The sequence below is a fragment of the Vibrio japonicus genome (assembly GCF_024582835.1).
Lineage (GTDB): Bacteria > Pseudomonadota > Gammaproteobacteria > Enterobacterales > Vibrionaceae > Vibrio > Vibrio japonicus.
Genome location: NZ_CP102096.1, coordinates 301,315 through 314,936, shown reverse-complemented (window position 1 = coordinate 314,936; position 13,622 = coordinate 301,315). Strand labels below are relative to the sequence as shown.

General features: G+C 44.9%; 17 protein-coding genes. 10 read left to right on the top strand and 7 right to left on the bottom strand.

Annotated elements, in window-relative coordinates; all coding sequences use genetic code 11:
• The first annotated feature begins 117 nt into the window (after positions 1-117).
• Entirely contained in the window at positions 118-741 is a 624-nt protein-coding gene (gene msrA, locus NP165_RS01615) for a peptide-methionine (S)-S-oxide reductase MsrA (protein WP_257084610.1), read from the top strand.
• A 94-nt stretch (positions 742-835) separates the two neighbouring features.
• On the opposite strand, the gene NP165_RS01610 is transcribed toward msrA, so the two are convergent.
• Positions 836-1,036 carry a DUF1107 domain-containing protein gene (locus NP165_RS01610; protein WP_257084609.1) on the bottom strand — a complete coding sequence of 67 codons (201 nt, stop codon included), beginning with the start codon at positions 1,034-1,036 and terminating at the stop codon, positions 836-838.
• Between the two features lie 205 nt (positions 1,037-1,241).
• Between NP165_RS01610 and NP165_RS01605 the strand changes: the two genes are divergently transcribed.
• The 7 genes from NP165_RS01605 (at position 1,242) to NP165_RS01575 (ending at position 6,591) form a co-directional block, all read left to right on the top strand.
• Positions 1,242-1,793: a YtfJ family protein gene (locus NP165_RS01605; RefSeq protein ID WP_257084608.1), complete on the top strand. Its 552-nt coding sequence runs from the start codon at positions 1,242-1,244 to the stop codon at positions 1,791-1,793.
• Positions 1,794-1,926: 133 nt separating this feature from the next.
• Positions 1,927-2,169: a DUF2607 family protein gene (locus tag NP165_RS01600; protein ID WP_257084607.1), complete on the top strand. Its 243-nt coding sequence runs from the start codon at positions 1,927-1,929 to the stop codon at positions 2,167-2,169.
• Positions 2,170-2,238: 69 nt separating this feature from the next.
• Positions 2,239-2,874 carry a zinc uptake protein ZrgA gene (gene zrgA / locus NP165_RS01595; protein WP_257084606.1) on the top strand — a complete coding sequence of 212 codons (636 nt, stop codon included), beginning with the start codon at positions 2,239-2,241 and terminating at the stop codon, positions 2,872-2,874.
• A gap of 56 nt (positions 2,875-2,930) precedes the next feature.
• On the top strand, positions 2,931-3,638 hold the full coding sequence (locus tag NP165_RS01590) for an ABC transporter ATP-binding protein (protein ID WP_257084605.1): 708 nt from the start codon (positions 2,931-2,933) through the stop codon (positions 3,636-3,638).
• Complete coding sequence (locus NP165_RS01585) at positions 3,635-4,894, top strand: ABC transporter permease (RefSeq protein WP_257084604.1); 1,260 nt, start codon at positions 3,635-3,637, stop codon at positions 4,892-4,894. The genes NP165_RS01590 and NP165_RS01585 overlap by 4 nt, the downstream gene beginning before the upstream one ends.
• Complete coding sequence (locus tag NP165_RS01580; RefSeq protein ID WP_371133673.1) at positions 4,895-5,398, top strand: DUF3299 domain-containing protein; 504 nt, start codon at positions 4,895-4,897, stop codon at positions 5,396-5,398.
• Positions 5,399-5,694: 296 nt separating this feature from the next.
• Positions 5,695-6,591, top strand: a complete 897-nt coding sequence (locus NP165_RS01575; RefSeq protein WP_257084603.1) for a TIGR03899 family protein — start codon at positions 5,695-5,697, stop codon at positions 6,589-6,591.
• A gap of 59 nt (positions 6,592-6,650) precedes the next feature.
• Here NP165_RS01575 and pgi read toward each other — a convergent pair whose 3' ends face one another.
• Positions 6,651-8,303 carry a glucose-6-phosphate isomerase gene (gene pgi, locus NP165_RS01570; protein ID WP_257084602.1) on the bottom strand — a complete coding sequence of 551 codons (1,653 nt, stop codon included), beginning with the start codon at positions 8,301-8,303 and terminating at the stop codon, positions 6,651-6,653.
• Positions 8,304-8,604: 301 nt separating this feature from the next.
• On the opposite strand from pgi, the gene NP165_RS01565 reads away from it, so the two are divergent.
• Positions 8,605-9,024 carry a secondary thiamine-phosphate synthase enzyme YjbQ gene (locus tag NP165_RS01565; RefSeq protein WP_257084601.1) on the top strand — a complete coding sequence of 140 codons (420 nt, stop codon included), beginning with the start codon at positions 8,605-8,607 and terminating at the stop codon, positions 9,022-9,024.
• A gap of 28 nt (positions 9,025-9,052) precedes the next feature.
• Here NP165_RS01565 and alr read toward each other — a convergent pair whose 3' ends face one another.
• The gene (gene alr / locus NP165_RS01560) at positions 9,053-10,138 is read right to left on the bottom strand and encodes an alanine racemase (protein ID WP_257084600.1); all 1,086 of its coding nucleotides are present in this window, start codon (positions 10,136-10,138) and stop codon (positions 9,053-9,055) included.
• A 3-nt stretch (positions 10,139-10,141) separates the two neighbouring features.
• Complete coding sequence (locus tag NP165_RS01555) at positions 10,142-11,554, bottom strand: replicative DNA helicase (RefSeq protein WP_257084599.1); 1,413 nt, start codon at positions 11,552-11,554, stop codon at positions 10,142-10,144.
• Between the two features lie 194 nt (positions 11,555-11,748).
• On the opposite strand from NP165_RS01555, the gene NP165_RS01550 reads away from it, so the two are divergent.
• Positions 11,749-12,513, top strand: coding sequence for a DUF481 domain-containing protein (locus NP165_RS01550; protein ID WP_257084598.1), 765 nt, complete (start codon positions 11,749-11,751; stop codon positions 12,511-12,513).
• Positions 12,514-12,585: 72 nt separating this feature from the next.
• On the opposite strand, the gene rplI is transcribed toward NP165_RS01550, so the two are convergent.
• Genes rplI through priB form a run of 3 tightly spaced genes read right to left on the bottom strand, consistent with a single transcriptional unit; the run spans position 12,586 to position 13,618 of the window.
• Positions 12,586-13,038, bottom strand: coding sequence for a 50S ribosomal protein L9 (gene rplI / locus NP165_RS01545; RefSeq protein WP_257084597.1), 453 nt, complete (start codon positions 13,036-13,038; stop codon positions 12,586-12,588).
• 33 nt (positions 13,039-13,071) lie between these two features.
• The gene (rpsR, locus tag NP165_RS01540; protein ID WP_000090472.1) at positions 13,072-13,299 is read right to left on the bottom strand and encodes a 30S ribosomal protein S18; all 228 of its coding nucleotides are present in this window, start codon (positions 13,297-13,299) and stop codon (positions 13,072-13,074) included.
• 16 nt (positions 13,300-13,315) lie between these two features.
• Positions 13,316-13,618: a primosomal replication protein N gene (gene priB, locus NP165_RS01535; RefSeq protein ID WP_257084596.1), complete on the bottom strand. Its 303-nt coding sequence runs from the start codon at positions 13,616-13,618 to the stop codon at positions 13,316-13,318.
• Positions 13,619-13,622 lie beyond the last annotated feature (4 nt).

Genomic DNA, 13,622 nt, shown 5'->3' with positions numbered 1-13,622 from the left:
CTTAATTATCTATCTATATCTGATTACGGAATAATACCGCTTGAAAATTAATAAGTCTGTATGAAAAAAGTCAATTAGGCGGTCTGTTCATAAATTAAATCATCAAGGAATGCAAAGATGCTCAATAAACAAAACATGATCACCCGAGAAGAAGCCCTGCCCGGACGCGATGCTCCCATGCCTTTGGATGACACTCACTTCGTCAATCAATCTAGTCTGACTGCTGAACCGGAAATGGGCCAAGATAAGATTCTCTTTGGATTGGGCTGCTTTTGGGGTGCAGAAAGGCTATTTTGGCAGCTAGAAGGCGTGATCAGCACATCCGTTGGCTATGCTGGCGGATACACAAAAAACCCGACCTATGAGGAAGTATGCACAGGTCAAACCGGTCACACAGAAGTCGTGCGAGTTGTCTTCGACCCTTCTGTGATAAGCCTTGAAGAACTGCTAAAAAGGTTTTGGGAAAGACACGATCCGACACAGGGTATGCGTCAGGGTAATGATCTGGGGACTCAATACCGTTCAGCTATCTATGTGTATAGCGATGAGCAAGCTCAAGTGGTAGAGAAAACGAAGCAAGCGTACCAAGAGTTACTCGGCGAGTCACAAATCACCACAGAAGTTCAGCACGCAGGCCCTTACTACTATGCAGAAAATTACCACCAGCAATACTTAGCTAAGAATCCAGAAGGATACTGCGGTTTAGGTGGAACAGGTGTCTGTTTCCCTCCGAGTAAGTAACCTCAGCTCGGGATAAGTTAAGCCCCTATGAAAAAAGTCGCCATGTTCGGCGACTTTTTCAATGTTTGGGGTTAACCAATGTTAACTCATCTCATCAGGCAGATAATGCCTTGATTTCTTGGTTAATCTCTTTGTACGTGATGAGCATCTGACGATTACTCACATCCGGCACGAGCACCTTCCCGTTATCAAACGAGAATTCGCCAATTCCCTCAATAGTAAACTGACCTTTAAATAGTGTCTTAACAAATCGCGCCACTTGGCGTGGTCTGTAAGCAGTAAATTCGCGCAGCATAAGCGACTCCAATATCCATTTGTTATTTTCTTGTTGTTAGACAAGTGCTCTAATCCTTGAGCTATTGGGATATTATACTGTAATCATTTCAAATGTATAATTTTTGTTAAAAAACATTGTACCGCTTCACCCAACGACGTTCATAAGCAACACTTTGTCAAAAATCGTTATATACTTTTCGCGCTAATAGAAAAGGACCATAACAATGAAAACTAAAACGTTAATCGCTCTTGCTATTGCATGCTCTCCAACGTTTGCATCAGCACACAACATCTCTCTAGGTAACGCACTACCCAGCGTTGTCATTCAAGAACATGGTGAGATAATCATTCAAGATGACTCAACCGCTTACCAAAAATGGTCGAGTCAAAGCTTGAAAGGGAAAGTACGAGTCATCCACGCTATCGCAGGAAGAAGCAGCGCTAAAGAAATGAACGCACCACTGATGGCTGCGATTACAGCCGCAAAGTTCCCTCAGCAGAGCTATCAAACTACATCCATCATCAACCAAGATGATGCGATCTGGGGCACTGGCTCTTTCGTAAAATCTTCCGCTGAAGACAGTAAACAAGCATTTCCCTGGTCTTCCATGGTGCTTGACGAAAACGGGACAGTGGCAAAAACTTGGGATCTAACTCCAGAGTCTTCCACGATCATTGTCCAAGATAAACAAGGCAAAGTGCTGTTCGTAAAAGAAGGCGCGCTTAATGAAAGTGAAGTGAAACAAGTGCTTGGACTAATTTCAGATAACATCTGATCACAAATGCGTTTCGCGTTGATAAGGGAATTGTTATAACATAACAGTTCCTTTATTTATTTGAGCTTTACTGGTTGTGTCTACGCTACGCCTACATTCATGCCGCTTCACCGTTATAGCACTGTGCTGTGTTATGTTGACGCTATGGATGGATGTCGCCTTTGTTGACCACCAATATGATCTTTCTCCAGCTCAACACCATGAGCACCATTGCCAACTCTTTTCTTGTGCGCAGCATGGTGCCAGCGCCGCCACTGTTTCTACGCCAGACTCATCACTGCCTGATCTCTTTATAAAAGGTGAGGAGTACCAATGTTCCACCATAAACGCATTTGCCTATCAGGCACGCTCACCGCCTAATCATCTTAACACTTGATCCACTGACTAAGCTCCGAATCCGTTGGAGCGATATTTCTCAACTTTAAGATTGTATTTAGGATTTAAAATGAACAAGTATTCACCACTTGCTGCGCTTATCGCACTAACACTGAGCCACTCTGTCGCTGCTGAAGAAAACTTTCGTCAACATGATGCCCATGTCCATGGGGAAGTAGAACTCAACATCGCACAAGATGGCGCTGAGATTCTGTTTGAAATTACCGCTCCAGGTGCAGATGTGGTTGGCTTTGAGCATGCCCCAACAACAGATGAACAACGCCATACATTAAAACAAGCAGAAGTTCATCTAAGCGATGCGAGTGCTATTTTCACCCTCGCAGAAGAAGCAGGTTGCAGCGTGAAGCACCAAGTCGTGTCTCATACACTCGGAGAGGATGACGACCACGACCACGACCACGACCACGAAGATCATAGCGATGAGCACCATGATCACAAGCACGAAGAGCATGAAAATCATCATGACCATAAAGAAGGCCACGATGAACATCATGAGCATTCAGATCATGGTGAGTTTACTGTCGAGTACCACTACCAGTGTGAAAATATTACTCAGCTAAAAACGATCAGTACTTCATGGTTCGAGCGATTCCCGACCACCGAAGCAATCAAAATGAACCTATTAACTGAAACTAAGCAGGCTTCATCACGCCTAGATAAAAACAACAACATCATTTCTCTATAAAAGGCACTGCGGCTTGGTACTTAGCCAAGCCGCTTTTTCTGTGATTGGAATACGCTATGGACACCAATAACCCACCACCTGTTATCGAATTAAGCCAGGTCGCGTTTACCTGGCCCGGTAATGACTCTCCGACACTTGCTATCCCTCATCTACAATTCCAACAGGGTGAACACCTGTTTGTAAAAGGGCCTAGTGGTTGTGGAAAATCAACGTTACTCAGCCTTCTTACCGGTATCAACACAGCGACAGAAGGAAAAGTAAAAGTACTAAACCAAAGCCTTTCGGACTTATCTGGCAGCAACAGAGATAAGTTTCGAGCTGACCATATTGGCTATATATTTCAGCAATTTAACCTATTGCCTTATCTCAGCGTCATTGAGAATGTGATTCTTCCGTGCCAATTTTCCAAGAAACGACGCTCACAGGTTTCAGGCGACTTACGAGACCAAGCAAAAACGTTGCTCGATAAACTTCACCTCTCCGAATCTTTAATGAACAAACCTGTCGTAGAACTCAGTATCGGGCAACAACAGAGAGTAGCGGCCGCGCGTGCATTAATCGGCAAACCAAAATTGATCATTGCTGATGAACCCACATCGTCTCTGGACTATGACAACCGGACCGCATTTATTGAGCTACTCCTAGATCAAGTCAATCACGCCAATTCTACGCTGATATTTGTTAGCCACGATCCAACCTTAGAGCCTCTGTTTGATCGCAGTGTCGATCTGAGAGAGATCAACCAAGCAGGAGGCAAACAATGACGCCAACGTTATCCCTAGCTTGGAAAAGCGCACGCAACCGTAAAGTGACCGCCATTTTATCGATCCTTACCGTGGCAATTTCTGTGATCTTGTTACTTGGCGTCGAGCGTATACGAACCCAAGCGAAAAGCAGCTTCGCAAACACCATCTCCGGCACAGATTTGATCGTTGGGGGTCGTTCCGGACAAGTCAATTTACTGCTCTACTCCGTATTTAGAATCGGTAACGCCACCAACAACATAGACTGGAAAAGCTATCAGGAATTTAGCCAGCATCGCGCGGTAAAATGGGCTATTCCAATTTCTTTAGGGGACTCCCACAAAGGCTTTAGAGTCATGGGAACCAACCATAGCTACTTTGAACATTACCGATATGGTCAAAAGCAGAATCTCGCTTTTTCACAAGGCAAAGAATTTAATAGATTGTTTGAAACCGTTCTCGGGGCTGATGTTGCTAAGCAGTTAGGCTATGAGATTGGCAGTGAAATCATCATCGCTCACGGTATCAGTGACGTAGGATTCAGCCGCCACGACAACTTACCTTTCAAGGTGGTGGGCATATTGGCTCCGACAGGAACACCCGTCGACAAAACAGTACACGTTTCTTTAGAAGCCATTGAAGCGATTCATGTCGGCTGGGAATCTGGTGCCAATCTTGGCAATAATCCCGAAGCCTACCAGCTTAAGGCGATGGACTTCGAACCCAAACAAATCACTGCGATGATGCTAGGGCTAAAATCTAAAATCCAAACCTTCGCGTTACAACGACAAATTAATACCTATAACAAAGAGCCACTAAGCGCGATTTTACCTGGCGTCGCGTTGCATGAGCTTTGGGGTATGATGTCTGTGGCCGAACAAGCGTTGATGGCAGTCTCCGTGTTTGTCGTCATTGCAGGACTGCTTGGCATGTTGTCTAGCCTACTCACCAGTTTGCAGGAACGACGCCGTGAAATGGCAATTCTGCGAGCAATGGGAGCCAGACCAAAACACGTATTCTCACTGTTAATTTTGGAAGCGAGCAGTTTGACCTTCATTGGCATTGTTGTCGGTACGCTCGCACTTTATTTAATCCTTGCACTGGCTTCACCTATAATTCAGCAAAATTATGGTATTAACCTGTCCACAATAACGTTATCCAATTACGAACTTTCTCTGCTTGGTTTAGTTCAGCTTGCAGGTACAGTAATTGGGTTTATTCCAGCTTTTAGAGCCTACAAACAATCCCTAAGCGACGGTATGACAATTCGGGTATAAATGATGAAGATAAAACACATACTTCTGTTTTTAATTGCAATGATGAGCTTTAGTTTGCCGAGTTACGCAAACCAAGAAGACGTTCTCACACTCGATTGGATAGATTTAATTCCAGAGGCTGAGAGAAATCAGTTTGATCAACAAGGGATGCCAGCGATCAATCACTCAGGTGATGTGATGGTACAATCTAAACTTGGCAGTGTACGGAAGGAACTGAATGGCAGTACGGTCAAAATTCCTGGCTTTGTCATTCCCCTAGAAGGCAATGAGAATATTGTCACGGAGTTTTTGCTCGTGCCATATTTTGGAGCATGTATCCATGTACCGCCACCACCACCTAATCAAATTATCTACGTGAAGTTTCCCAAAGGCGCACCTGTTCAGCAGCTTTGGGACGTCATTTATGTGGTGGGTACTCTAAAAACGGAAACTATTTCACATGACTTGGCTGAAACAGGATATGTGATCGAAGGAAGTGCCATCGCTGAATATGATGACTACTAATTAAAGTTAACAAAAGTGCAACCTATCGATCACCTAAATTAAGCTAGATATCTGGACAAATAACCTAGCACTCCTAGGTATATCAGTATTAGCAAGGCGATTGATAGGTGCTTTTTCAATTTATTCTCACCGAAATATTTCATAAGCCCTCTCAAATTTCACACCAACAATTTTAACAACTTGTTATCATTTGTGGTAGCGCTATTTTTTTGACATCGGCCTCACACTCTTTATATGGCGACTTGTGCTTATAAAGAGTACAGTAGCTATTCATTTATGATGGCTAAGGAAACAGGATGTCTGAGAGCAATAAGCCCGTCGTCATTGACCATGAACCAACGTCACAAAGCAGGCAAGACAAAAAAGCGCACTACATTAAAGACAGTGCCAGCCGCATACTGAACATTGCAGAAAACCATGGTTTAGATGCTTTACTCAGAACACAATCCCCGCAAAGCTCACCTTTTGAGAGAATGCTATCTCGAGAAAAAAAGCGTAGAGAGCAACGACAAAAAAATTTAGAGAACATCCTTAAACTGACTCATCAATCCTGCAAAGACGAAACCGCCGGAGAACCCGATCCTGACTGGCTTTACCGCTTTTTCGATATGGCGCAAGAGGTGCACAACCCTTCGATGCAACGCTTATGGGCTCAGGTTCTCAAAAGAGAGGTCACTAATCCTGGGGCGACCTCCATGAAAGCTCTGAGTGTTTTACGGGACATGACGCCAAAGGAAGCTCAGATCCTACAGCGAGCGTCATCTCTCGCGTGTAGCTTTGGTGGGGACAACAGCCGCAAGGTATTGATTGGCTATCGTTCACAAAGTGGAATATTCACGTTTGGAAAGCGTAACGTAACGAGCAATATTAACGTTGCTAACTTTCAACTGCCCTACTCTAGCCTATTGGTCATGTTTGAACTTGGCCTAATGCACAGTACAGAATTAGAATCGGGAGAGATCGAACTCGACTCTCCGCTTCCACTCGTTTATCAAGGCAAGCAGCTGTCCCTACAGGCACATAGTAAAGGCATAAGATTACGCTACTATCGCTTTAGCCCGACAGGGAATGAACTTTGTAAACTGCTAGGCAATAAACCCAACACGCAATACTACGATCAGTTGGTTGCATTGCTTGGGCAAAAGTTTACGGCTCAGACCGACGCTGAAAGCAGTGTGCATCACACGGTTTGAAGTCTTACAAACAAAAAAACGCCAGCAAATCGCTGGCGTTCTATTAAAGTATACGATGATTACGCTTTGTAAGCTTTGAATGCGTTAATCAGACCGTTTGTAGAACTATCATGGGAGCTGATTTCTGACGCATCAGCAAGTTCTGGTAAGATTTGGTTAGCCAGTTGCTTACCTAATTCTACGCCCCATTGATCGAAGCTAAAGATATTCCAGATGACGCCTTGAGCAAAAATCTTGTGCTCGTACATGGCAATCAAGTTACCTAATGTACGCGGTGTAATCTGCTTCACCAAGATAGAGTTGGTTGGGCGGTTACCTTCAAATACTTTAAATGGTGCAATCGCCGCAACTTCTTCAGCACTCTTACCTGCTTGTACGAGCTCGTCTTTCACCGTCTCTTCACCCTTACCAAAGGCAAGCGCTTCAGTTTGTGCAAAGAAGTTCGACATTAGCTTCTGGTGATGATCACCTGATGGATTATGGCTGATTGCCGGCGCAATAAAGTCACATGGGATCAACTTAGTGCCTTGGTGGATCAACTGATAAAACGCGTGCTGACCATTAGTACCCGGCTCGCCCCAAATAATTGGGCCCGTCTGGTAAGTCACTGCGTTGCCGTCACGGTCAACGTATTTACCGTTTGATTCCATGTTACCTTGCTGGAAGTACGCAGCAAAACGGTGCATGTACTGGTCGTAAGGCAGGATAGCCTCTGATTCTGCGCCGTGGAAGTTGTTGTACCACAGGCCAATCAGCGCAAGAATCACAGGAATGTTGCTTTCTAGATCAGCGGATGCGAAGTGCGTATCCATCTCGTGCGCACCATCAAGCAACGCAACAAAGTTGTCGAAACCAACACCAAGTGCAATAGACAGGCCAATCGCAGACCATAGAGAGTAACGACCGCCTACCCAGTCCCAGAACTCAAACATGTTGTCAGTGTCGATACCAAATTCAGAAACTGCTGTCGCGTTGGTTGAAAGCGCAGCAAAGTGCTTCGCTACGTGCGCTTCATCACCCGCTTCCGCTAGGAACCAATCACGCGCAGTGTGTGCGTTTGTCATGGTTTCTTGTGTCGTGAATGTCTTAGAAGCAATAAGGAATAGCGTTGTTTCTGGGTTTACGTTTTTCAACGTTTCAACGATGTGTGTCCCATCTACGTTAGAAACAAAGTGTAGATTTAGGTGGTTTTTGTATGGCGCTAACGCCTCGGTCACCATGTAAGGACCAAGGTCAGAACCACCAATACCGATGTTTACGATATCGGTAATTGCTTTGCCCGTGTAACCTTTCCACTCGCCGTCAATAACACGGTCAGTGAACGATTTCATTTCTTCCAGAACAGCATTAACCGCTGGCATTACGTCTTCGCCGTCAACCATCACTGGTTTGTTTGAACGATTACGCAACGCAGTATGAAGAACTGCACGGCCTTCAGTTTGGTTAATCGCTTCACCACTGAACATTGCTTCGATGGCTGATTTTAACTCAGTTTCGTTAGCGAGCGAGAAAAGGTGCTTCAGAGTTTCCTCGTTGATTAAGTTCTTCGAGTAGTCGACGAGAATGTCTGAGCCAAAGCGTGCAGAGTACTTGTCAAAACGCGCTGCATCTTGTGCAAATAGCTCTTTCAGATCCATATCTTGTGCAGTTTCGAAATGCGCCGTTAGCGCTTTCCAAGCTTGTGTTTGCGTTGGATTGATATTTTTCAACATGGTCTTTATCCCGATGTTACAGTAGGTTTTATTCCATACAGTCTAGCGAAAACTGGTGGAATTCCCGATTTAGCAAAATATAAGTAGATGTTTGGGCAAATTGCCACAAAACAAGAGTTTGTAATTTTTTTTCAGTGGCGCATTATGACCTAGGAGTCTCTCCCCCACCTTGAGTTAGGTCACGTTCCCTGCGTCGAAGATAAACAAACGCTGCAATGGAAAATAAAATCATACCTTAACATAGGCGAGGCTTCATTATTAATAGCGGTTGCCCGCCATCTAATCTCATTTAGGAGCCATTATGTGGTCGCAAAAAACGATTCAGTTAAAGGCAAAAACACGCGGATTTCATCTTATTACCGATGAAATAGAACAACAAATCCCTGAGATACGGGATTATTCCGTCGGAATATTACAGCTTTTCATTCAGCATACCTCAGCCAGTTTAACTATTAATGAAAATGCCGACCCGACCGTTCGCAAGGATATGGAAGCGCACTTCAATCATTTTGTGCCTGAGCGTGCACCTTATTATCAGCACACCTATGAAGGTGACGACGACATGCCCGCCCACATTAAAGCCTCCGTACTCGGATGCAGTGTGACCATACCGATCACAAATGGGCGTTTAGCTTTGGGAACATGGCAAGGGATCTACCTCGGCGAGCACCGAGATTTTGGTGGCAGCAGAAGACTCATCGCCACCTTGCAAGGAGAATAAAAAAGCGGGCTGATTCTGCCCGCTTCCATTATTTAATGTATTCGACTTCGACTCGAGAGGTGAGTTTGGTCACCAGCTCGTAAGCTATCGTACCAACATGTGATGCCACTTCTTCTACAGGTAAACCTTCGCCCCAAAGCGTAGCAAGATCACCGACTTTGTCCGTCGCATCTGGCCCTAAATCAACTGTCATCATGTCCATAGACACACGACCAGCCATTGGCACGCGGCGACCATTGACCAATACTGGTGTACCATACGGCGCTGTTCTCGGATAACCATCACCATACCCGATAGCGATAACACCCACTTTGGTATCTCGGTCACTCGTCCAAGTACCGCTATATCCAACACTATCGCCTTTTTTCACATCACGCACCGCGATCAATGGAGATGTTAGCGTCATCAAAGGTTTAAATCCGAACTCATGCGCTGGCTTTTCACCAATAGGGGAAACGCCGTACATAATAATGCCTGAACGTACCCAATCGAGGTGACTATTTGGCCAAGCCAGAATGCCAGAAGATGCAGCAATCGAACGTTCACCCTTACACTCTCTGGTTAAAGATAGGAAAAGCTCGGTTTGCTCATTAGTGATGTTTTTGTCCAGCTCATCGGCATAACCGAAGTGACTCATAAAACGTAGTGGCTTAACCACGTTTGGACAGGCTTCTAAGCGGGAAACAAATTCTGCATACTGCTCTGGGTTTACACCCAAGCGGTGCATACCACTGTCGATCTTGACCCAAACAACGAGTGGCGTTTCCAAGTTGGCATTTTCTAACGCTTCAAGCTGTTCTTCGCAATGCACAGCTGTCTGCAAATCATTTTCTACCAATACAGGCAGATCTTGTTCAGCATAAAACCCCTCAAGCAGCAGAATTGGCTTCACAACTCCACTTGCTCGAAGTCGGATTGCCTCTTCGACTCGAGCTACCCCAAACGCGTCTGCACTGTCAGCATGTTTTGCAATTTGATCAAGGCCATGACCATAACCATTTGCTTTTACAATCGCCATAACTTTGCTGTTTGGTGCTTGAGCTTTAACCTGCTCTAGGTTGTGTTGCAACGCGTTTAAATCAACGTGTGCCGTCGCTGCTTTCATGTAACTCATGCGTTACTCATCATCCATATCAAAAGCTGGGCCAGCGTAATTATCAAAACGCGACCATTGTCCTTGGAAAGTCAAGCGTACTGAGCCAATAGGGCCGTTACGCTGCTTACCAAGTATAATTTCTGCGGTGCCCTTCATAGAGCTGTCGGGATTGTACACTTCATCTCGATAGATAAACATGATCAAGTCGGCATCCTGCTCGATCGATCCCGATTCACGAAGGTCTGAGTTTACTGGGCGTTTATCCGCACGTTGCTCAAGCGATCGGTTTAGCTGTGATAGCGCAACAACAGGCACATTAAGCTCTTTCGCTAACGCCTTAAGAGAGCGAGAAATTTCTGCAATTTCCAGTGTACGGTTATCAGATAGAGCAGGAACACGCATCAACTGAAGGTAGTCGACCATGATCATTGACAGACCGCCATGCTCACGAGCAATACGGCGAGCGCGGGAACGAACTTCTGTTGGAGTCAAACCAGAACTATCATCAATATACATGTTCTTCTTCTCCATCAGGATCCCCATGGTAGAAGAAATACGCGCCCAGTCCTCATCATCCAATTGACCCGTTCGAATCTTGGTTTGATCGACACGTGAAAGCGACGCCAACATACGCATCATGATCTGTTCTGCGGGCATCTCTAGCGAGAAGATAAGGACTGGCTTTTCTTGTTCCATCGCCGCGTTTTCACACAAGTTCATCGCAAATGTGGTTTTACCCATCGATGGACGCGCCGCAACGATCACGAGGTCAGATCCCTGTAAACCCGCCGTCTTTTTATTCAAATCCGTAAAGCCAGTATTTACCCCGGTTACGCCATCCTGAGGAGACTTATAAAGTAGCTCTATACGTTCCAGCGTTTTCTCAAGTATGTTGTCAACGTTCTGAGGGCCTTCGTTCTCGTTTGTGCGAGACTCAGCAATCGCGAAAACTTTACTCTCAGCTAAATCAAGCAAGTCTTCAGAGCCACGGCCTTGTGGATCATAACCCGCATCCGCAATTTCATTCGCAACACCAATAAGCTCGCGTACCAACGCGCGCTCTGCAACGATATCGGCATAGGCATTAATGTTCGCAGCACTTGGGGTGTTCTTAACCAAGTCGGCAAGGTAGGCAAAACCGCCCACATCATTGAGCTGCTCTCTCTGCTCTAAGAATTCAGAAAGAGTGATCAAATCGAGAGGTTTACTGGCTTCAAGAATCGATTTTACCGCCTCGAAAATCAATCGATGAGGACGGCTATAAAAATCTTTGGCAACAACCCGTTCAGAAACGGTGTCCCAACGTTCATTATCCAACAGCAAACCACCAATGACGGACTGTTCCGCTTCTAATGAATGCGGAGGAACCTTGATTGCGTCCACTTGTGCATCAGTCATTTTTCTTGTGCGATTGTCTGTTCTCGATTCGGCCATGGTATTGCTCTACAACTTGATTCTGACCGCTCATTATAACGATAACGAAAAAGATAGCGACGTCTTGTGACTATATAACCTCAACTGAGGTTAGATTGATTTCACGTTCACTAAGAAATTTTACTAAACATTGACGGAGCATTATCACTTTCCCATTAATATCGGCGTTCACTGGGAATATATTGAGGTCATTGGTGTCTAGGTTTTGGTTACTTACTGCAGGGTTATTTACAACGACTCTGTGCTACGCTGCAGAAGAACAGCAGACAAATTTAGATCTTGATATCCCTTCGCCATTGAACAGTGAAATTGAGTTTGGCTACCAATCTCACAGTGGCAACTCCGATACTGAGTCTTTGAATGCAAGAGTCGCAGCGGACTATACGTCAGGCAAGCATCGTACTAGCGGCGAATGGAAATTCTACTTGCTCTATAAAGATGGCGAAGAAGATAAGCGCCTCTCTACATATAAACTGCAAAGTGACTACAAGTTAGGACCTAAAACGTACTTGTATGCCAACTTTAAGGGGGTGGACTCGTTATACACTGCCTACTTTAAAGACTACACAGTATCTGGTGGATTTGGTTACCAGCTTTCCAATACAGAAGACCTCATTCTAGAAGTGGAACTCGGTCCGGGTTACCGCTACCAAGAGCCTAACTTAGATGAAATTGATGATGATGACATTATTTTTCCAGAGATTGTGAGAGAAGCAATTTTTCGCGGAAACCTATCCTCTAAGTGGCAAGTCGTCGAGCGACTTTCTGTGTCTGGGTCTCTCACGCTTGTCTCTGGAAGCAGCAATAGTAGATTGGATAGTGATATCAGTGTGATTAATGACATTACTGATGACATAGCCTTAAAGCTCACCTATTCACGTCAATATCACGATAAAGTACCAGAAGGATTGTCTAAATCCGACAGTGTCTTTTCCGTTAACCTACTCTTTATCTTTTAACACTTCGCCAAACGATAGACATAAAAAAAGCACCTGAGAACAGGTGCTTTTAAATTCGTCTTGATACTGAAATTACTCAGCAGCAACAACTTGTAGGTTAACTGTCGCGAAAACTTCTGAGTGAAGTTGAACGCTGATCTCGAACTCACCAGTGTTACGTAGAGCACCTTCAGGAAGGCGAACTTCGCTCTTAACAACTTCAACGCCTGCCGCTGTGATAGCGTCAGCGATGTCACGAGTACCGATAGAACCGAATAGTTTGCCTTCGTCACCAGCTTTAGAAGCAAGAACAACTGCTTCTAGAGCGTTAACTTGCTCAGCGCGAGCTTGTGCAGCAGCTAGTTGCTCAGCAACTTTAGCTTCTAGTTCAGCGCGACGAGTTTCGAACATTTCAACGTTACCTTTAGTCGCCATAACTGCTTTACCCTGTGGGATAAGGAAGTTACGAGCGTAGCCAGATTTAACGTTAACTGTATCGCCAAGACCACCTAGGTTACCGATTTTATCAAGTAGAATAACTTGCATTGCTTAATCCTCTTTCTTAATAAACGGAACCGATTACTGATGCTTGTCAGTGTACGGTAGTAGAGCTAGGTAGCGTGAACGCTTGATAGCACGAGCTAGTTGACGCTGGTACTTAGCACTTGTACCAGTGATACGGCTAGGTACGATTTTACCAGCTTCAGTGATGTAGTTTTTAAGAGTTGCTACGTCTTTGTAATCAATCTCTTGTACGCCTTCTGCAGTGAAACGGCAGAATTTACGACGACGGAAGAAACGAGCCATGGGCTATCTCCTGATCTTAAATTTGAGTAATGTTGTCGGCATGAAGCACTAATTTTCCCACACCATTTCGGCCGGTCTGATAAGCGACAAAACCACTTACCTTAATGCTACTACCTTGTACTAAATTCTGAGTTAATGCTTGTGACCTTTGCCCGCTAACTACGATAGGCATACGACAGTACACTTGTCTCGGTAGTTCAGCCTCAATCACGGTAGAGCGATGCTCTAACCAAAATCGACAGTGTTCTATTCCACTAGGGCTTTTGCTTCGAATTGGAGGTTTAGCAATAGTGCCACTTAACTCCATTCGATTGGCCATAAGT